The sequence below is a fragment of the Acinetobacter soli genome (assembly GCF_000760595.1).
Taxonomy (GTDB): Bacteria; Pseudomonadota; Gammaproteobacteria; order Pseudomonadales; family Moraxellaceae; genus Acinetobacter; species Acinetobacter soli.
Genome location: NZ_BBNM01000005.1, coordinates 108,534 through 130,291 on the forward strand (window position 1 = coordinate 108,534; position 21,758 = coordinate 130,291).

Genomic DNA, 21,758 nt, shown 5'->3' on the forward strand with positions numbered 1-21,758 from the left:
AACTTTCAATCAAAGCGTCTGATCAATCTCAGGCGCTTTTATTTTTATCTTTAAATGTTTAAATAAAAAAACCAGCCCTCAGGCTGGTTTTTTTATATTTAGTGTTTAGAAAATAAAGTCGGTATTTACAAACTTCGAGTAATGCTCAGACACCATAGAAGCCAACATGCCTTTATTGTCGTCGGTTTGTTTGGTTGCAATCATTGAGCGGATAGAGAAGGCACGCAAGGCATCATGCACAGACAAGGTTCCTTCCGCAGAATCTTTACGGCCGCCAAACGGGAATACATCCGGACCACGCTGACACTGGCTGTTAATATTGACACGGCAAACCTGATGCACCAATGGATCGACCAAATGACCAATCTGCTCAGGATCACTACCAAAAATACTCACCTGCTGACCGTGATCAGAAGTTGTGACATAGTCCAGTACTGTTTCAACATCATCATACACACAGATCGGCACAACTGGACCAAATTGCTCTTCACGATACAGTCGCATCTCTTCTGTCACTGGATACACCACGGCCGGATAGAACATGGTTTTACAGTGCTCGCCGCCCTCTGGATTGATTACCTTCGCCCCTTTGGCTTCAGCATCTTCGATCACTTCGGTCATATAGGCTGTGCGATGCATACCTGGTAATGGCGTAATAAATACACCTGGTTCCCATGGCATACCGACTTTAAGCTTGCCTAGTTCAGCCGTTAAACGCTGTGCAAATTCATCGGCAATCGAGCGATGTACCATCAACATTTTAAGCGCCGTACAACGCTGACCATTAAACGACAATGCTCCGAGCAAGCACTCTTTCACTGTCAGGTCTAAATCTGCATCTGGCAAAATAATCGCTGCATTTTTGGCATCTAGTCCTAAAATTGAGCGCAGACGATGTGATTTTGGATGTTGTTTTTTCAAGTAATCTGCAACTTTACTCGAACCAATCAAAGCCAGCACATTGATTTTACCCGATGCCAGCAAATGAGGAACCACCAATGAGCCAGGCGCATAGATGGTATTGATCACACCTTTCGGGAATGAATCACGAAATGCCTCTAACAGTGGTTCGAACAATAAAGTACCAAATTGAGGTGGCTTAAATACAATGGTGTTACCCATCAGCATGGCCGGAATCAGGGTTGCAAAGGTTTCATTGAGCGGATAGTTGTATGGTCCCATACACAGCACGACACCCAATGGCGTACGACGGATCTGCCCGATGGTTCCTTCGGCCATCACAAAACGTGAGTTGGCGTTGTCCAGATCTTTTAAGGCATCAATGGTCTGACGCATATAGGTCACAGTACGATCAAATTCTTTTTCAGAATCTGCCAAGCTTTTGCCAATTTCCCACATGATCAGCTTCACAATCAAGTCACGCTGTTTCACCATACGCTGAATGAAGTTTTGCATGCACACAATGCGCTCGGCCACTTTCATCATTGGCCATTCACCACGGCCATTGCTGTAAGCACGTACGGCTGCGTCTAGTGCTTCATCACTTTCTTTTTCACCCATTAACGGATAGCTACCTAGCTCAACTTGCTGTAGGCTGCCATCTGGCTGCTGTGTCCAGATCGGAGACAATGTGGTCTTGGTTGCTCCTGCCCATGTCTTGAGTTCACCATCGACCAGTGAAACACGTTGATGAATCTGAGGTAGACGCATATTTTCAGGAACGCCGTCTACTGTAGGGAATTTCTGCTGCAAATGATTTGATAAGCCCATTGTTGTTATCTCCAATTAATTATATGTCTAAACCTGATCAATAGCGGTCAGATTTAGCTCCTGTAAATACCAGCATTGCAGCTGGTATGGATCTTGGCTTGTACCATAGGGGTCACAAGCCTTCGAGAATTGCATATTTCTAAAAACTACTACCCGCGACAGACACTGTTGCTTATGCCTAATTTTTGGGTCACTTGTTCGATAATTTGTCTCGGTGAAAGCGTGATATCCACAACAATCGCTTCACCGACACTCGGCTCTTCGAGTGTATCTAGCTGGGTTTGCAACAACGATGGATCAAAGAAGTGATCCGCTCGTTCAGCAAGTCGCTTTTGCAAGACCTCGAACGAACCTTTTAAATAGACGAACCGCACATCTTGATCATTCGCGCGCAAGATCTCGCGATATGCATGTTTAAGCGAAGAACAAGTAAACACTGCGGTCTGGCCCATCTGCTGTTTTTGCTCGATTGCCTGACGAATGGCGTGTAACCACGGCAACCGATCTTCATCGGTGAGCGGAATCCCTTGGCTCATCTTGCTTTTATTGGCAGCCGAATGCAGCGTGTCGCCATCAAGAAAATCACAAGACAACCGCTCGGACAATAACTTGCCAATTAACGACTTACCTGTTCCACAGACACCCATTGCGATCACAATCATGGCGATTCACCTTTAACTATATGAGGACGCTGAGTAACAGCGTAAAAGCCAAACCCAACACCGAAATAATGGTTTCCAATACAGACCAAGTTTTAAGTGTCTGCCCCACCGTCATACCGAAATATTCTTTGATCAGCCAAAAGCCTGCATCATTGACATGTGAAAACACCAATGAGCCTGAACCTGTAGCAAGAACCAACAGTTCCGGTCTAACTTCAACGCCCGCTGTGGCCGCAATCGGGGCGACAATACCGCAGGCTGTCGCCATTGCAACAGTAGCGGAACCCGTTGCCAGACGAATCAAGGCTGCAACAAACCAGCCTAAGAGTAATGGTGATAAATTTGCTTTTAATGCTGTAGAGACAATTTCATTCGAAATCCCGCTATCACGCAAAATGCCACCAAAACCACCACCCGCGCCAACGATCAACATAATGCCGGCAATCGAAGCCAAACAGCCGCCACAGAATTTTTCAATTTGTACGCGGGTGAAACCTTGCATGGTGCCAAAGGTAATAAAGCTCACCAGTACTGCAATTAACAATGCAATATCAGAGGTTCCAATAAAACGCAGCAAATCGTTGGCAAAAGTTTTAGGTGCAAAAAATAGATCCGCCCAGCTACCTACCAGCATCAAGGCCACAGGCAACATAATGGTGAAGATCGTGATACCAAAGCTTGGTAATTCGCGTGTTCTGTTGCTGTCTGCATCAATAAACTGCTGAGCCAAAGGGTTATGTTCAGGCAATTTGACATATTTGTTGATCCAGAGCGCATACACAGGCCCCGCAACAATCGCGGTAGGCACACCGACTAAAAGTGCATAAGCAATGGTTTTGCCAATATCAGCATTGTAGGCCTGCACCGCGAGTAGTGCTGCTGGATGTGGCGGAATCAAGCCATGCACCACAGATAAGCCTGCCAGCATAGGTAAACCCACAATCAGTAACGACTTACCCGTACGCTTGGCAATATTAAAAACAATCGGAATGAGCAGTACAAATCCGACTTCAAAAAACACAGGTAAACCCACCACAAGACCAATCACCATCATGGCCCAATGGATATTTTTCTCGCCAAACCATTGAATCAGTGTAATCGCAATGCGTTCTGCACCGCCCGACTCGGCCATCATCTTACCGAGCATGGTACCGAGTGCGATCACGATCGCAAGGTGGCCCAAAGTTTTACCAGTACCAGCTTCATATGATTTAACAATGTCACCCATTGGCATACCAACAGCTAAGGCCAAACCGAGTGAAACAATAATCAGCACCAGAAACGGGTAAATTCTGAACTTCGCGATCATAACCACTAAGGCAATAATCGCAACTATGGTGTAAATAAGTAACATGCCACCCTGTACGGTCTCCATGTGACACTTCTCCTTGATTTAATTCAATTTGAGCAAACCACCCAAACGAGTGTCTTCAATCGATTAATTTCCTGCGACTGAGACACTATTTTTTATCTTTAAGTATGATCAATATCAGATGATCACGTTCATGCAATATCTAAAAACTAATTAAAATTGATGCTTATTCAGTACGTAACTGACTTGCGGCTTGCGCCAAACGCGTAATTTCAGCCCAGTCTTGCGCCGCTACTAACTTTTTAGGTGTTAACCACGAGCCACCCACACACACAACATTGGGTTGCTTTAAGAAATCTGGAGCGGTCTCAACTGTGATGCCACCGGTTGGACAAAAGCGTAAATTTGGAAATGGGCCATAAAATGCCTGAAGCATTGCCACACCACCCGCTTGCTGGGCTGGGAAAAACTTAACTATGTCATAGCCGAGCTCAATCGCCTGAATCAAATCGCTTGGCGTCATCACACCAGGTAATAGCGGCAAACCGGCGTCTTGTGCTGCCAGATGCAAGTCTTTAGTCAAACCTGGCGACACACCAAATTGTGCACCTGCCTTTTTGGCTTGGGCGCAGTGTTCCGGTTTGGTGATGGTACCGACACCAACCACAATGTCATCAGCCAACTGGCTTGCACGCTCAATTGCAGCCAACCCGGCAGCCGTGCGTAAGGTGATTTCAAGCACTTTCACACCGCCAGCATGCAATGCACGAGATACATGCTCACCTTGTTCCGCCGAATCAAATGCCAGTACCGGAATCACAGGGCCTAACTGAACAACATCTTCCATCTTGATCATGATTTTTTGTTCCTATTCTTTATTCTTCAACGTTAAACTTGAACGTCTTCGCCGACCAAGGCACCAAATACAGAAGCACCATGCTCGGCAGGTGCGGCCGCCGAGCGAAATACACCAAATAACTCACGACCAAAACCAACTTCGTTTTCAGCCTGATGCGCTGGCTGTGCAACAGGACGTGATTGCCAAACTTGCTCATCAAGCTCCACATCAAGTACGCCAGCCTCGGCATCGATGATCAGCATATCGCCGGTTTGTACCTTGGCAATCGGGCCATTGAGTAAGGCTTCTGGAGACAAATGAATCACGGCTGGAACTTTGCCCGATGCACCCGACATGCGCCCATCGGTGACCAAAGCAACATGAAAACCCTGATCTTGTAATACACCCAGCAAAGGTGTTAAACGATGTAGTTCTGGCATTCCGTTGGCACGTGCACCTTGAAAGCGAACCACTGCGATAAAATCACGATGCAACTCACCACGATCAAATGCAGCTTGCACTGCCTCTTGTGAATCAAACACAATGGCAGGCGCTTTGACTTTACGGTGCTCCGGTGCAACCGCAGAAATCTTGATCACACCCCGACCTAAACGGCCCTGCATTAAACGCAGACCACCATCAGGCTGAAACGGCGCATCAATGCTACGCAATACTTTTTCATCTAAACTTTGCGCGACTGCATCCACCCAAGTCAGCTTACCCTCTATAAGTTTTGGCTCTTTGGTATAGTGCTGCAAACCTTTACCAGCTACCGTGTTGACATCGTTGTGCAACAACCCAGCCTCAAGCAAATTACGAATGAGGAAGGCAACACCACCGGCAGCTTGGAAGTGATTGACATCGGCCTTGCCATTTGGATAAATCTTCGCAAGCAATGGCACAACAGCAGACAACTCATCGAAGTCATCCCAGTCAATTAAAACGCCTGCCGCACGGGCAATGGCAATCAGATGCAAGGTATGGTTGGTTGATCCACCTGTGGCTAGTAAGGCCACAATGCCATTGATAATTGATTTTTCATCTACAACATGGCCAATTGGCGTATAGTTGCCGCGTTCAACAGTTAAATCGAGCACACGAATTGCTGCTTCTGCCGTCAGCGCATCGCGCAACGGCGTATGAGGATGAACAAATGCCGCACTCGGCAAATGCAAGCCCATCACTTCCATCAGCATTTGGTTGCTGTTCGCGGTACCGTAAAATGTACAGGTCCCTTGACCATGGTAAGCAGCAGACTCAGCCTCTAACAACACGTCACGCCCGACTTCACCTGTTGCAAACTGTTGGCGGATTTTGGCCTTGTCGTCATTCGACAAACCACTGGTCATTGGGCCAGCAGGCACAAAAATGGTCGGTAAATAGCCAAATTGTAACGCACCAATCAATAAGCCCGGTACGATCTTGTCGCAAACACCCAGACACAATGCCGCATCAAACATATTGTGAGACAGCGCAATGGCAGTACTCATCGCAATCGTTTCACGAGAAAATAACGACAGTTCCATACCTGCATTACCTTGCGTAATGCCATCACACATTGCGGGTACACCGCCAGCAAATTGTGCTACACCGCCATTTTCTCGCGCTGCTGTTTTAATTAAATCTGGAAATGATTTATAGGGTGCATGCGCCGAGAGCATTTCATTATAAGAAGATACAATGCCGATATTGGGTTCGCGTCCGACTTTAATAATGAGTTTTTCTGAATCGTCCATGCTGGCAAAACCATGTGCCAGATTGGCACATGAAAGCGCACCACGAGCAGGAAATTTGCCTTGCGCATCTTCAATACGCTGTAAGTATGCAGCACGGGTTTTTTGGCTACGTGCAATCACACGCTCGGTCACTTTTACTAATATCGGATTCGGCAAGTCCATGCTGGGCGCTCCTTTTACAACCGGATAAGCTGGCAAAAAAATAAACCAAATGATTCTAAGATCATTTGAAAAAATAAATAATAGTATTGGGGTAAAAAGCCACGTGCTATCTCAGTGAATACTAATTCGACAGTCCGTATACATACTTTAAATGGTATAGAGAAATTAGATTTTTAAAATCAGAAGCTCTTAAAAAAGCCTATATATCATTACACTCAAAACCGGTTTTTAAAACTACAGCAAGATTATCTCAATATCAATACCAAGAAATACATTTAAATACACACCATCCAATGACTGTATAAAATAAAATCATATTACAAATTAAATATTTGATTTTTATGTTTTTATTTTGATTATTTCTTTTAATTATACAAGAAATTTAATAGAAAAATTTCATTATATTTTTAAAATTAATAGTAGTATTTCTATTTTTTATATCAATTCATGATTACCAATTTTAATAGTACATATACTTATCTGTATACCTTGTTAAGTTAATACAGCTTATTTATATTCTGAATGGAAAGAATTTATTCAAATAAATCTAAAGGTATTTAAAAAATTAATTGTATGAGCCATGAATTATTTATGTACAAAAAAACTGAACTATTCACTGCTGTGAAAATAAACACATCGATTAAAATATGGACGAAATTAAGATTAGTGAGAAATGGTTTGAAGAAGATTATTCTGAGTGATTAATACTTAATATATATAAATCTTAAAGTGTATTAATTAGGCACCAAGCTTATTTATTTCAATTTTTATAAAAAACCAAACTGCCTTTCTGTTCGTAATGGCTTCTTAGTGATGCTTCATTTTTATCAGCGAATATTCTTTTCGCTTCATCTATCCCTATTGATGCTGGCTTATAGTTTGCATCGCGCAGTTTAGATTCACATCAATCAAATATCCGAAAAAATAAAAACAACTTAAAATAATGATTTTTAATCATTTATTTAAAAATTTAAACCATTTTTCAAATAAAATTATCTTACCAAAAGCCAAATTTTTATACAGGAGGTTCGCCCCTATAGAGTTCCAGATCACACGATTTTCATCAATCATTTACCTGACAGACAGTCTAATTCGCTATGATCAAAGCTCGGCATGGATCTTGTGCGTGGTGCAATTCCTTACAACCAATATCGTGCTCTTTTTTCAATGCCAGTGTGATTGGTGCTTGGCAGTAGGCTATAAATTGTTTAATCGTCGATAGTGCTTAAGTCTAATCTGCTAAAGTCTATCTTGGACATAAAAACAACACATGTTAAAACATTAAGTATGCGCTAACCTTCGAATCGTTCATGAATTTGAATTTCAAGTGAACAAATAATTTACAACAGCAATCGGGTAACCTATCGTGTCTACATCAGTATTAGTTATTAACTGCGGTTCTTCCTCTATCAAATATGCGTTGGTTTCTGAACGTCGTGAAGATCGGATCTATGGGCTGGCAGAGAATTTGGGTGGTGCAGATGCGCGTATCAAAGGTATTACCGTTGGAGGCGAGCCGCTTGAACTCTCTATTCCATATGCAGATCACGAAAAAGCACTTGAAACCTTATTGGCTCGACTCGCCAATTACAAACCGCAAGCCATCGGGCATCGCGTCGTTCATGGCGGCAGCTTAACCAAAGCCGAACTCCTCACGCCAGAAATTATTGATCGAATCCGCGCTGCCACACCGCTGGCTCCGCTACACAATCCAGCACATTTAATTGGTATTGACGCCACCATGCGTTTGTTCCCAGAATTGCCACAAGTGGCTGTATTCGACACGGCGTTTCATCAAACCATGCCGGCACATGCATACCGCTATGCTGTACCTAAATTTTTGTTTACCGAACACAATGTTCGCCGCTATGGTTTCCACGGCACCAGTCACGCTTATGTATCAGAGCGTGGAAGTCAGTTGGCAGGGCAAGTTAAACAAGGGGGTTGGTTAACTGCTCATTTAGGTAATGGGAGCTCGACCTGCGCCATTTGGAACGGCGAAAGCCAAGATACGTCGATGGGCATGACCCCACTTGAAGGTGTTGTTATGGGCACACGTAGTGGTGATATTGATCCTAGTCTTCATAGCTTTTTAGCCAGCAATCTAGGTTGGGATATTGCCAAGATCGACACCATGCTCAACAAAGAAAGTGGCTTACTGGGGCTTTCAGATCAACTCTCCAATGATATGCGCACGCTGATTGAGGCCGCAGATACAGGGCATGAAGATGCCCAACTTGCAATTGAAGTGTTCTGCTATCGTTTAGCCAAATCGCTGGCTGCATTAAGCTGCGCACTTCCACGCCTTGACGGTTTATTCTTCACAGGTGGAATTGGGGAAAACTCAGCATATATTCGTGAAAAAACCATGGCATATTTGCCACACTTTGGTTTTGCGCTCGACAAAACACGCAATAACGGCTTAAAACGTGGTACGGAAGGTCGAATCGACAATGGCACTGGACCTCAAATCTGGGTTATTCCAACCGATGAAGAAGGTCGGATTGCCAAAGAAACCGAACAGGTCGTCGAACAGGCTAAAACTGCTGATGTGCATGTGCAAATGGCGTAAGCATTCAATGATTTCTATAATTCTTTTTTGATAAGGCGGTTATGAATACTCTTTTACTGATTCCTACCGGGGAAGGCGTTGGCCTGACTTCAGCCTGTTTAGGCCTGATTTATGCACTCGATTGCAACGGTATTAAGGCCGGATTTTTAAAGCCATTTTCACAGGAACTCCCGAATCAGGTGGATCGAACTACCTCCTTATTCAGCCATCTTTTCCAAGGCACCACCGTGACCTCGATTGCGCACGAAAAAGTGCTACAACGCTGGGCACTCGGTGAGCGCGACGAACTACTCGAAGAAGCAGTGAGTCTACATCGAAATGTTGCAGCCAATTATGACGTGATTATTGTGGAAGGCCTTTTACCCAATGCTCAAGATCATTTTGCGACTGAACTAAATGCAGCGTTGGCTCAAGCACTCGATGCAAAGGTGGTGCTGGTGAGTACAGCAGATGTGCAAAATCCGCGTCGTACAGCAGAGAAAGTTGAAGCACATCTACATCAGTTTGGCGGTACATCCTCAAATCGTACCGCTGGTGTGCTGTTTATGCGTACCCGTGGCTTACCTGAAGAAACTGCGCATATTCCACTGACCATTGATCCGTCATTGCGCCTAGATACTGAAATTGCAGACTTTAGCAAAGAGTTACAACGCTATAATCGACATCTTGGCTCACCAACCTTGCCAATTATTGGCATGGTGCCTTTTAGCAATACCTTAAGTGTACCGCGCACGCTCGATATTGCCTCTGTGGTTGAAGGTGACTGGATTCATCAAGGTGATGCCAAACATCGTCGTATTTTGCATTCGAGTCTAATTGCGTCCAGTATCGAATATGAGCTAAATAAGTTTATTGCGGGTGAACTGATTATCAGTGCATCGGAGCGCACGGATGTCCTGTTGGCCAGTAGCTTAGCCACCAGTAACGGTATTCCACTGGCAGGCTTGGTGCTCACCGAACGTAAAGCGCCGAATCCACAAATTCTGGATTTTTGTCAGCATGCCATCAAGCAAGGCTTACCGATTTTACACACCCAACTCAATACACTGGAAACTGCACAACGACTGGCCGATTTTGGAAACGAGATCCCCACTGATGACACCGAACGTGCAGAACAAGTCACGCGTTTTGTCTCAAGTCATATCGATGTGACTTGGCTGCAAGCCCAGATTAATACAGGGGTTCAACCGCGTTTATCTCCATCGGCATTTCGTCATGAACTGGTACAAAAATCAATTGCAGCCAAAAAGCGCATTGTACTGCCAGAAGGCGATGAACCACGCACCGTTCAGGCCGCTGCCATTTGCCAGTCTCGCGGAATTGCGCACTGTATCTTGTTGGCCAAACCTGAAACTGTGGTAGAGGTAGCCAAAGCACGAGGAATTGAATTGCCCGATGATCTGGAAATTATTGATCCCGATCTGATTCGCAATCAGTACATCGCACCAATGGTGGAGCTACGTAAAGGAAAGCTGAGCGATCTTCAAGCCAAAGAGCAGCTTCAAGATACCGTAGTTTTAGGCACCATGATGCTGGCACTCGATCAGGTGGATGGATTGGTTTCTGGTGCAATTCATACCACCGCCAATACAGTTCGCCCCGCTTTTCAATTGATTAAGACAGCACCCAACTATTCTTTAGTTTCCTCTGTCTTTTTCATGCTGCTTCCAGATGAAGTTTATGTGTATGGTGATTGCGCAATTAATCCAGACCCAGATGCCGATCAACTGGCCGAGATTGCCATTCAATCGGCAGATTCTGCAAAAGCCTTTGGCATTGAACCGCGCATTGCCATGATCAGTTACTCTACCGGCACTTCGGGCACAGGTGCAGACGTAGAAAAAGTGGTCCGTGCCACTGAAATTGCCAAACAACGTCGCCCAGACTTACTGATCGATGGACCACTGCAATACGATGCCGCCTCGGTTGAAAGTGTTGGTCGACAAAAAGCACCAGATTCAAAAGTCGCTGGCCGCGCCAATGTATTTATTTTTCCAGACTTAAATACGGGTAATACCACCTATAAAGCAGTTCAGCGCTCGGCAAACGTGGTGAGTGTTGGCCCGATGTTGCAAGGCCTAAATAAACCGGTTAATGATTTATCACGTGGCGCATTGGTCGATGACATCGTGTTTACCATTGCGCTGACCGCGATTCAGGCCGAGCAGCAACTTGAAGCAAAAGCTGCTGCGCTAGCCTCATAATCACTTTTAATCGCTCTTTAAAAAGCCATTTGCCACGATCAAGTGGCTTTTTAAATTGATTACCAGTGTTACTTCTTTTGAGCCAACCATACCGTATGTCCAGTACATTCTGGATCTTCTGCAATCATTTTGATGATTTTAAAGCCATATCGAGCCAGTAAGTTCCGATATTCTGCGGCATCTAAACTGGCATGATAAAGTGGCTCACCAAACATATCACCAATCGCCTCCCCATCGCTTGGCCCACTGGTAAACATAAGCACACCACCTGATGCTGCATGCATTGAAAACTGTGCAAACATTTGGCGCTGATCTTCAGGATTAAGATGAAAAAAACTATCCCACGCCAAGATACCATCAAAGGTTTGCTCAGCACGAAACTGACGAATATCGGCATTTATCCATATCTGTTCAGGAAAATTTTGCTGTGCCATATCTAGCATGACTGTGGACGCATCAACTCCCGTCAATTGACACCCCTGCTCAATCAAATATTTTGCAATGGGTATCCCCGAACCACATCCTAAATCAACTACCTTTGCAGACATGGGTAATAGACCTAAAAAACGATCAAGCCATATTTTTTCGTGTAGAAAATCGCCTCTTAACTGTGTCCAATCACGACCATGTTTTTGATAAATTTCAATAATATTTTTTGCTAAATCACTATACTGCATTAGGATCTTCTCTGTATTAATAGCACAATTTCCTGCTCTGAATCGCAATCTATGTATCCCTTCGACCTTTAGCCAAAATCTCGCCAAAACTCCCCACAGCCTGATCGTTTTATCATATAATTTAGCCCGCTAGCTAACTGCCCGCTCAAGAGATTTTTTGGTATGACCACAATTATCAAACAAAAAGACTTGATCACTTCGGTCAAGGACGCCCTTCAGTTCATTTCTTACTATCATCCGCAAGATTTCATTCAGGCCATGAGCCGCGCGTATGACCGTGAAGCGAACCAAGCTGCAAAGGATGCAATCGCGCAAATTCTCATCAACTCTCGTATGTGTGCAGAAGGCCATCGCCCAATCTGTCAAGATACGGGGATCGTCAACGTTTTTGTTGATGTAGGTCTAGACGTTAAGTTTGATCTGAGCATGAGCCTAGACGATGCAATCAATGAAGGTGTACGCCAAGGTTATCTTGAAAATACCAACGTACTGCGTGCTTCAGTGCTTGCAGATCCGGCTTTTGGTCGTAAAAATACCAAAGACAATACGCCTGCCGTGATTCACTATAAGCTCGTTCCGGGCAACAAAGTTGACATTACTGTTGCAGCAAAAGGTGGCGGTTCTGAAAACAAATCTAAACTTGCCATGCTCAATCCATCAGATTCGATTGTAGACTGGGTACTCAAAACAGTTCCAACCATGGGTGCTGGCTGGTGTCCGCCAGGTATGCTCGGTATCGGGATTGGCGGTACTGCTGAAAAAGCCATGATGCTTGCCAAAGAAGCACTGATGGAAGAAATCAACATGGACGAGCTACTTCGCCGTGGGCCAGAAAACAAAATCGAAGAACTTCGTATCGAAATCTTTGAAAAAGTAAATGCGCTCGGGATTGGTGCACAAGGTTTGGGCGGCTTAACCACAGTCCTCGATATTAAAATTAAAGATTATCCATGTCATGCAGCAGGTAAGCCTGTTGGTATGATTCCAAACTGCGCCGCAACCCGTCATGCCCACTTTCAGCTAGATGGTTCAGGCCCAGCGCATATTCAAGCCCCTAAACTTGAAGATTACCCAGAAGTGACGTGGGATGCGTCTAAATCAAAACGTGTGAATCTCGACACCATCACCCAAGAAGAAATGAACTCTTGGCAGCCGGGCGATACCTTGTTGCTCAGTGGCACCATGTATACTGGCCGTGATGCAGCGCATAAACGCTTAGTCGAAATGATCGACAACGGTGAAGAGCTTCCTGTCGACTTAAAAGGTAAATTTATTTACTACGTTGGCCCGGTTGATCCTGTACGTGACGAAGTGGTTGGACCTGCTGGCCCAACAACCGCAACGCGTATGGACAAATTCACACGTAAAGTGCTTGAGCACACGGGTCTGTTTGGCATGATTGGTAAAGCAGACCGTGGCCCAACAGCCATTGAAGCGATTAAAGACAATCAAGCCACTTACCTGATGGCTGTCGGTGGTGCAGCGTATTTGGTTTCAAAAGCAGTTCGTGAAGCCGAAGTGGTTGCCTTTGCAGATTTGGGAATGGAAGCCATCTACAAATTTGTAGTTGAAGATATGCCGGTTTCCGTTGCAGTTGATGTAAACGGTACATCGGTACATGCCATTGCACCTAAAATCTGGCAAGAAAAAATTGGCAAAATCCCTGTGATTGATGCCACTGCGGGTTAATCAAAAGAGAAAGCGCCTTCGGGCGCTTTTTTATTCTTCAGATTTTGTGTTCACTCACCATGTGAGTGGATTCCACAGTTTAAACGGCTTGACCAACAATACATCACTCTTTTCATCGTACTTTGCCGGTTTAAGCTCTTGCGCTTTACTTCGAATCTTACCGTTTTGATCTTGTGCAACAAAATTATAACTCGATGATTTTAGACGGGTAAATGCAATCTGATTGCGCCCAGTTTTTTCAGGCACGATTAAAAATGGTCCAGAGCGCTCTTTGCGCCCCGGATTTTCTTCATCGTATTTCACGTAATAGCTTTGTCCAGCCTCAACACTCATGTCGATATATTTAGGGTCTTGAAAATGAAACACTGTGAGTGGACGACTGCTCGACAGTCGATAGGTACCCGCGGGAAGCTCAATCCAGTAATAATGATTGTTTAACAAGCTTGGAATGCGTTTACCATTGATAAATAAATTGGCTGCCGCAATTTCCTGCTGATTCCAGCGCGTGTCGGGTCGATATAGATACACCACGGCCGCTTGTGGATTTTGTGGCTGAATGGGTTGAAAGTATTGACCCAGTTTTTGATTGACCCACCCTCCCACGCTAAATTTCCCGACATGATACTGATCGGTAATTCCGGGTTTCTGCGTCACATCGACAGGCGGTAAAGTCGAGCGCAGTGCTTGCGCATCAGACGATTGAGGCACACTGTGCTGACATCCTGTAAGCAACCCCAGACCACACAATAAAAAACATAGATTACGCATGACATCCCTCGAAGCGCTTTTTTTGAATTATTTTTGAGCAATCACTTTGCATCTTTTGTTTTTTTAGATTAACACCAGCTGTTTTTAAAGCCAATAAAAAAGCATGAAATGCGTAAACAAATCATGCTTTTTCAGACGAAACAAATTAAGCTGATTTTGAATCAATCACCTTTAGGTCTGAAGCACTTAGCTCTTGACCAGATGTTTTGGCTAAATGTTCCTTCTTGTAAACAGGCGCAGCTTTGCCCTGAATCACCTCTTCATTGACAATCACAGTACCCACATCTTGACGGCTTGGTAGGTCGTACATGGTTTCAAGCAATACATTTTCCATGATCGAACGCAAACCACGTGCACCGGTATTACGCTCTAATGCCTTTTTGGCAATGGCTCGTAAAGCCGACTCTTCAAATACCAAATCTACATTTTCCATCTGGAATAAAGATTCGTATTGACGCGTTAATGCATTTTTTGGCTCAGTCAAAATTTGCATAAGTGCTGCTTCGTCTAGCTCTTCAAGCGTTGCAATCACTGGCAAACGGCCAATAAATTCAGGAATCAAACCAAATTTAACCAAATCGGTTGGCTCAACCTGACGGAAAAGCTCAGCCAGCTTTTTGCTTTCGTCTTTCTTTTTGACTTCTGCATTAAAGCCAATACCGCCTTTTTCATGGCGCTGCTGTACAATTTTTTCCAGACCAGAAAAAGCACCACCACAAATAAACAGTATATTTGAAGTATCAATCTGGATGAATTCCTGCTGTGGATGCTTGCGACCACCTTGAGGCGGTATAGAAGCCACAGTGCCTTCAATCATTTTAAGCAAGGCTTGCTGCACACCTTCACCCGAAACATCGCGTGTGATAGATGGGTTTTCAGACTTACGGGTAATTTTATCGATCTCGTCGATATAAATAATCCCTTTTTGCGCCTTCTCGACATCGTAATCTGCTTTTTGAAGCAGCTTCTGTACGATATTTTCTACATCCTCACCCACATAACCTGCTTCGGTAAGGGTGGTGGCATCGGCCATTGCAAACGGTACATCCAGCAAACGTGCCAGTGTTTGTGCCAGTAAAGTTTTACCAGAACCCGTTGGTCCAATCAGCAAAATATTACTTTTTGCAATTTCGACTGCATGTTGCTTGTTGGCCTGCCCAGACTGTCCTGCTTTTAAACGCTTGTAATGGTTATATACCGCAACAGATAAGGTTTTCTTTGCCAGATCTTGACCAATCACATACTGATCGAGTGCCGCCCGTATCTCATGAGGTTTTGGCAAATCACGACTTGCCCAATCTCCTGCTTCAACTTGCTGGCTCGTTTGAACAAGATCCAAGCACACATCCACGCATTCATTACAGATATAGGCGTTCTCGCCTGCGATTAGTTTCCCAACCTCAGACTGAGACTTGCCACAGAATGAACAGTGTTTTTGTCCTTGAGGATGTTCGGACATATCTACTCCACAACTTAAATCTTAAAAATTAGGGACGTTTAGAGAGCACTGCATCGACTAAACCGTATTCTTTTGCCGCTTGCGCAGTCATGAAATTATCACGATCGGTATCACGTGCGACACGCTCATAGTCTTGGCCACTATGCTCTGCCATCAGACGATTTAAGCGCTCTTTGATAAATAGAATTTCACGCGCGTGAATTTCGATATCCGATGCCTGACCACGGAATCCACCTAAAGGTTGGTGAATCATAACACGTGCATTTTCAAGGCAATAACGTTTGCCCTTGGCACCCGCATTCAGCAAGAAAGCACCCATAGATGCAGCCTGACCCATACAGTAAGTCACGACATCAGGCTTGATAAACTGCATGGTATCATAAATTGCCATGCCCGCTGTCACCGACCCACCTGGTGAGTTGATGTAAAGGTGAATGTCTTTATCTGGGTTCTCTGCTTCTAAAAACAACATCTGAGCAACAATTAAGTTTGCCATATTGTCTTCGACTTCACCCGTCAAAAAGATGACTCGCTCACGTAAAAGACGTGAAAAAATATCAAATGAACGCTCGCCGCGTGATGATTGTTCAACTACAACAGGAACTAAAGCATTTTCAATCGTTGGAACATACATACGTTTATTTATTCCTAAATTTTTTGTAACTTAACCCATAATCACAATATGAGGGATAATTACTGAAATTGCAAAAAGATTCCAAAGGAAATATCAGATAATTTCAGCTGAAGATAGCGGATTTGGTTGAAACACAACAAAATCACTACAACCATAAAAAAAGGCGCTTGCGCGCCCTTTTTTATCAACAACAATTAACGCGCTTGGCGAGCTTGCTGTTCTTTTAACAACTCTTCGTAAGATACCGCTGTATCTGTTACTTTTGCAGCAGCCAAGATGTGGTCCACTACTTGATCTTCAAGCACAACAGCTTCGATTTGAGCGCGTTGTTGCTGATCATTTTTGAAGTATTCAACGACTTCTGTTGGATCTTCGTAAGAAGACGCCATTTCGTCGATGTAGGCATCAACACGCGCTTGATCAACTTCAAGTTTCGCATCAGCAAGTACTTTGCTTACAAGTACGCCAAGTTTCACTGATTTTTCAGCTTGTTCCTTGAACAATTCGTCTGGAAGCATGCTCTTGTCAAATGATTGAGCGCCTGCACCACCAAACTGCTGCGTGAACTGCTGAATCATTTGCTGACGCTGACGATCAATTTCTTGTGCAACCATTGCTTCAGGCACTTCGATTTCGTTCGCTGCAACAAGTGCATCAAAAGTCGCTTGTTTCACTTGGTTACGAAGACCGTTACGTACTTCGCGCTCCATGTTTTTGCGTACATCTGATTTTAGCTTTTCTACGCCTTCTTCTTCAGTAAGACCGAAGATTTTTAAGAATTCTGCATCGATTTCTGGAAGCTTTGGTTTTTCAACTTGCTTCACAGTGATTTTGAATTTCGCTGCTTTACCTGCAAGGTTAGCCGCTTGGTAATCTTCTGGGAAAGTCACATCGATAACTTTCTCTTCACCCGCTTTCATGCCCACGATACCGTCTTCAAAGCCCGGAATCATACGGCCAGAACCCAAGACCAATTTAAAGTCTTCAGCAGAACCGCCTTCAAACTTCTCACCGTCTACTTCGCCTTCGAAGTCAAAAGTTACTTGCATGTCTTTTTTCGCCATGCCTTTGGTCACAGCCCAAGTTTGACGTTGTTTTTGCAAGTTTTCGATCATGACATCAACGTCTTTGTCGTTGATTTCAGTCGCTTTACGCTCAACTTCTAATGCATCAAACGCGTTTACTTCAACTTCTGGGTACACTTCGACAGTTGCTTCGTACACCAAAGCATCATCTTTATGTTCAACTTTTTCAATGTTTGGCATGCCAACAGCATTGATTTTTTCTTGTTGAATCGCTTCGAATACGGTGTCACGAATGATGTCATTGACCACTTCTTGGTAAATGCCAGCACCGAAATCTGAACGAACGCGAGACAAAGGCACTTTTCCAGGACGGAAGCCGTTGATTTTCACAGTTTTGGCAGTGCGTTTTAAACGAGCTTCAAATTGCTCATTAATACGGCTCGTCGGTACAGAAACATTTAAACGACGGGCAACGCCCGAAACCGCTTCAGTCGTTACTTGCATGGCTTCCTCGATAATTTGGTTAGGTAGTAACAATTTTTAAAGTGCCACATTATATGACAACTTTACCGATATACAAAACGGATCATGAAATTGCAACTTTTTTATTCATTTTTCAAGGTAAAGTTGGCTGAAATAGGTCTGATGAAGCGATCAAATCAGATTTGTAGCATCTTTACAGCACAGATTGCGCTAGATCACCACTTTATCGTGATGAATTGAATAGCTGAAAGAAAGTCTCAGCGCATTTACTTAAATGATGTAAAGTCTTTTAGCTGTTACTACCAAAAAAATTTATTTAAATCTTAAAAAATTCTTAAAAAATTTATAAAAAAATGATTTTTTCTCTTCTTAAAATTTAATTATTTTAAAAAATATAAATTAAAACAATAATCTATACCAAAATAGAAAATTTAGTATCGTTTAAATTCCATAATTTCTCCATTTTTAATAATTAAATCCAATTACATTCGACTACAAATTTTAATAATAATCATTATTATTCGCATACTGTTTCTTATTGCTACTGAGACTTCTATGGCGTTTATCACCACTCGAAAGAAGATTGTTTCTTCTGCTATTGCCTCTTCCCTCGCTGTTATGGCCACTCCCGTTATTGCGCAAGACGAGGTCTCTCACCTTGCGACCATTCGTGCACAAGCAGAACAAACAGAAAGCTTAAAAGTTGATACATCTGCCAACAAAAAATATGTCGCGCCGCTACTCGATACCCCAAAATCCGTTGCGATCGTTTCACAAAAATTACTACAGGACACGGGTGCAACTTCTTTAACCCAAGCATTGCAAAATGTACCAGGCATTACCTTTGCAGCCGGTGAAGGCGGTACACCATTTGGTGATACGCCTTATATCCGTGGATATAGCGCGCAGTCTTCCATTTATGTAGATGGCGTAAGAAATGCCACCACACAAAATCGTGATAACTTTGCAGTCGAACAAATTGAAGTCACCAAAGGCTCAAGCTCTACTCTTTCAGGTGGTGGCGGCGTGGGTGGTAGTATCAATCTGATCACCAAACAGGCACACCAAGGCGATGAATACCAAGGGACTGTTGCTGGCGGCACAGATAATTACCGTCATATTCAACTCGATGCCAACAAAGATTTCGGCAACGGTGTTGCAGGCCGTGTGGTCGTGATGGGACATCAAAATGAAAAGCCGGGCCAAAGCAATGGTGCCGAATACAATCGTGTCGGTTTAGCCCCGAGTATTGCGTGGGGGCTGGGTACTGCAACACGTGGTTTGCTCAGTTATTACTACTTACAAAGCTACGATGAACCAGATGCAGGTATTCCATTTCCAACCACAGGCGGCAAGCCGATTTCGGTAAAGCAAGGCACTTACTACGGCTGGAAAAATCGTGATTTTGATAAACGCGAAAACCACATTGGTACGTTCAAGCTTGAACACGATTTAAGTGATAATCTCACTGTATCGAATGTAGCCACCTATACCAAATCCAAAACTGACTACATTTATACTAATGCTGACGATTCAAAAGGTAATGTGGCTAATGGCACCGTATGGCGTGGTCATTCGTTGAGTCGTATCTCAAATACCGATGCCTTTGCAGATCAACTGGCTCTAACAGGTAAATTTAATACTGGCATGCTCAAGCACAGTTTTAATACTGGTATTGAATACAGCGATCAAAGCACTGATCTTGGTCTATATATCACACCTGCCACAAGTAGCACTTGTACCAGCACCAACTATCAATGCACAGATCTCTATAACCCAAGTAATCCGGCATACACGGGTACCATTACACCTTATGCCAATATGTATACCACACGCAGTAAAACAACTTCATTGTACGCACTGGATAGCATTGAATTCACGCCACAATGGTTACTGAATTTAGGCGTGCGTTGGGATAAATTTGATACCAGTGTGAAATATCATAAAGCCGCGATGAACTATGCTGGTGTCGCATCTACAGGTGTCGATGTAGACAGTGACAGTGACTTTTTCTCTTATCAAGCTGGTCTGACCTTTAAGCCAACAGAAAATGGCAGCATCTATGTAAGCTATGCCACATCTGCAAACCCTGTGGGAATTGGTCAAGGAGACAGCAGCGAATCCAGTGTGAGTACCTCGATTGCAGATCTTTCACCTGAAAAAGCACGTACTGCCGAATTGGGCACTAAATGGGATTTATTTGATAAGCGTGCTAATTTAACAGCTGCCATTTTCCGTACCGAAAAGCAAAATACACGCATTCAGGATGCATCTGGTCTGTACTCAAATGTAGGTGACAGCAAAGTTGATGGTTTTGAGCTGGAGTTAAACGGTCATATCACACAAAAATGGGATATTTCTGCTGGCTATAGCTACCTCGATAGCGAACTGAAAAATGGTGGCTATTCACGTGGTACAGCCGTACCATCGGGCGGTCCAATTCCATTTGTAGCCAAAAACAGTGCGACGCTTTGGTCAACTTATAAAGTGATGCCAAAATTCACCCTTGGTGCGGGTGCACAGTACAAAGACAAAGTCTTTGTAAACTCAAGTACAACCGCAGAGAAATACTTACCGGCTTATACCATTTATAATGCCATGGCCAAGTACGATATTAATCCGAATGTGAATCTACAGCTCAACATCAACAATATTTCGGACAAACGCTATTTCACTAGCGCACATGCGGCACACTATGCTTTTGAAGGTGACGGTCGCAATGCAGTGTTGGCAATCAACTTTAAATACTAATCGCTATTCAGCTCAACCTCGTTGAGATTGATGCTTGATCATTTAAAATAGCCTCAGCATGGGGCTATTTTTTAATTTTAAATCCACTGAACAGACAGGTTTTGCACGTGATCCATCATATTCCAAATGTTCTCAGTAAAGAACAAGTTGCTGAATTTCGTACCCTTATGCATAGTGCCAACTGGGTCAATGGAAAAGTTACCGCGGGAACACTGTCTGCCTCTGTAAAAAACAATCAACAACTTTCAGAGCAAGACCCGCTGACCCACGAGTTAAGTGATCGAGTCATGAAAGCCATCTGGAATCATCCGATGTTTCAGGCAGCTGCATTACCGCATCAAATGATCCCCCCCCTGTTTAACCGTTACGATGTTCAAGAAAGCTTTGGCTTTCATGTCGACAACTCAATTCGGTTGATTCGAGGCACACAGCAGCAAATGCGTACTGACCTTTCATGTACGCTATTTTTGAGTGAACCAGACGAATACGATGGCGGTGAGCTCGTGATTGAAGACACTTACGGCTATCACGAAGTCAAACTTCCTGCCGGAGATGTTGTACTGTATCCCGCGACCAGCCTACACGAAGTGAGCAGCATTACTCGCGGTACACGTTTTGCCTCTTTTTTCTGGGTGCAAAGCTTAATTCGTGATGACAGTAAACGTCATTTGTTGTTTAACTTAGATGAAAGTGTTCGTAGTCTTCGCATGCAGCATGGCGATGGTTATGCTGAAGTGGTTAAGCTAACCAACATCTACCACAACCTCATGCGTATGTGGTCTGAGCTGTAATAAGCAGATACTTACAATATTCGGAAAATGTTTTAGAGATAATAATTTTTATCGAATTAAGAATTTTAAGTGGGAAAAATTTCCACTTAATTTAAATTATATGCAAAACTCAGGGAAATATTTTCCAGTTTTTCAAATTAAAATCTACACTATAATTTTGCATGCCTGTGGTTTTTCGCCTAGACTCAAATGATCAACAATGGTATTGAGTGAATTGAAATACCTCAGCATTTAACTCATGGTATATGGAAATGAAACACGTTT

At 43.7% G+C, this 21,758-nt stretch carries 15 protein-coding genes; 5 read left to right on the forward strand and 10 right to left on the reverse strand.

The features are described 5' to 3' along the window. Nucleotides 1–105: 105 nt before the first annotated feature. The 5 genes from Aso01_RS07835 to edd form a co-directional block, all read right to left on the reverse strand. Nucleotides 106–1,731 carry an NADP-dependent glyceraldehyde-3-phosphate dehydrogenase gene (locus tag Aso01_RS07835; RefSeq protein WP_004932884.1) on the reverse strand — a complete coding sequence of 542 codons (1,626 nt, stop codon included), beginning with the start codon at nt 1,729–1,731 and terminating at the stop codon, nt 106–108. Nucleotides 1,732–1,880: 149 nt separating this feature from the next. Next, entirely contained in the window at nt 1,881–2,393 is a 513-nt protein-coding gene (locus Aso01_RS07840) for a gluconokinase (protein ID WP_004932877.1), read from the reverse strand. Nucleotides 2,394–2,409: 16 nt separating this feature from the next. Continuing rightward, complete coding sequence (locus tag Aso01_RS07845) at nt 2,410–3,768, reverse strand: GntT/GntP/DsdX family permease (RefSeq protein ID WP_004932875.1); 1,359 nt, start codon at nt 3,766–3,768, stop codon at nt 2,410–2,412. 163 nt (nt 3,769–3,931) lie between these two features. Further along, the gene (gene eda / locus Aso01_RS07850; RefSeq protein WP_004932873.1) at nt 3,932–4,561 is read right to left on the reverse strand and encodes a bifunctional 4-hydroxy-2-oxoglutarate aldolase/2-dehydro-3-deoxy-phosphogluconate aldolase; all 630 of its coding nucleotides are present in this window, start codon (nt 4,559–4,561) and stop codon (nt 3,932–3,934) included. Nucleotides 4,562–4,593: 32 nt separating this feature from the next. Continuing rightward, complete coding sequence (gene edd / locus Aso01_RS07855) at nt 4,594–6,441, reverse strand: phosphogluconate dehydratase (RefSeq protein ID WP_004932871.1); 1,848 nt, start codon at nt 6,439–6,441, stop codon at nt 4,594–4,596. A gap of 1,366 nt (nt 6,442–7,807) precedes the next feature. Between edd and Aso01_RS07860 the strand changes: the two genes are divergently transcribed. After that, nucleotides 7,808–9,013, forward strand: coding sequence for an acetate/propionate family kinase (locus tag Aso01_RS07860; RefSeq protein WP_004932868.1), 1,206 nt, complete (start codon nt 7,808–7,810; stop codon nt 9,011–9,013). Nucleotides 9,014–9,054: 41 nt separating this feature from the next. Beyond that, complete coding sequence (gene pta, locus Aso01_RS07865; protein ID WP_004932855.1) at nt 9,055–11,217, forward strand: phosphate acetyltransferase; 2,163 nt, start codon at nt 9,055–9,057, stop codon at nt 11,215–11,217. A gap of 68 nt (nt 11,218–11,285) precedes the next feature. On the opposite strand, the gene Aso01_RS07870 is transcribed toward pta, so the two are convergent. Continuing rightward, nucleotides 11,286–11,894, reverse strand: coding sequence for a class I SAM-dependent methyltransferase (locus Aso01_RS07870; RefSeq protein WP_004932853.1), 609 nt, complete (start codon nt 11,892–11,894; stop codon nt 11,286–11,288). A 162-nt stretch (nt 11,895–12,056) separates the two neighbouring features. On the opposite strand from Aso01_RS07870, the gene Aso01_RS07875 reads away from it, so the two are divergent. Continuing rightward, complete coding sequence (locus Aso01_RS07875; protein ID WP_004932850.1) at nt 12,057–13,583, forward strand: fumarate hydratase; 1,527 nt, start codon at nt 12,057–12,059, stop codon at nt 13,581–13,583. 54 nt (nt 13,584–13,637) lie between these two features. On the opposite strand, the gene Aso01_RS07880 is transcribed toward Aso01_RS07875, so the two are convergent. The 4 genes from Aso01_RS07880 to tig all read right to left on the reverse strand — a co-directional run bounded on the left by Aso01_RS07880 (nt 13,638) and on the right by tig (nt 17,973). After that, nucleotides 13,638–14,351, reverse strand: coding sequence for a DUF2846 domain-containing protein (locus Aso01_RS07880; protein ID WP_004932848.1), 714 nt, complete (start codon nt 14,349–14,351; stop codon nt 13,638–13,640). Between the two features lie 145 nt (nt 14,352–14,496). After that, entirely contained in the window at nt 14,497–15,810 is a 1,314-nt protein-coding gene (gene clpX, locus Aso01_RS07885; RefSeq protein WP_004932846.1) for an ATP-dependent Clp protease ATP-binding subunit ClpX, read from the reverse strand. A gap of 28 nt (nt 15,811–15,838) precedes the next feature. Next, nucleotides 15,839–16,444, reverse strand: a complete 606-nt coding sequence (gene clpP, locus Aso01_RS07890; RefSeq protein WP_004932834.1) for an ATP-dependent Clp endopeptidase proteolytic subunit ClpP — start codon at nt 16,442–16,444, stop codon at nt 15,839–15,841. A gap of 194 nt (nt 16,445–16,638) precedes the next feature. Next, a complete protein-coding gene (gene tig, locus Aso01_RS07895; protein ID WP_004932831.1) occupies nt 16,639–17,973 on the reverse strand; it encodes a trigger factor in 1,335 nt (444 codons plus the stop codon). Between the two features lie 534 nt (nt 17,974–18,507). Between tig and Aso01_RS07900 the strand changes: the two genes are divergently transcribed. Beyond that, nucleotides 18,508–20,703 carry a TonB-dependent receptor gene (locus Aso01_RS07900; RefSeq protein ID WP_004932828.1) on the forward strand — a complete coding sequence of 732 codons (2,196 nt, stop codon included), beginning with the start codon at nt 18,508–18,510 and terminating at the stop codon, nt 20,701–20,703. Between the two features lie 107 nt (nt 20,704–20,810). Continuing rightward, nucleotides 20,811–21,494 carry a Fe2+-dependent dioxygenase gene (locus Aso01_RS07905; RefSeq protein WP_004932825.1) on the forward strand — a complete coding sequence of 228 codons (684 nt, stop codon included), beginning with the start codon at nt 20,811–20,813 and terminating at the stop codon, nt 21,492–21,494. The last annotated feature ends 264 nt before the right edge of the window (nt 21,495–21,758 follow it).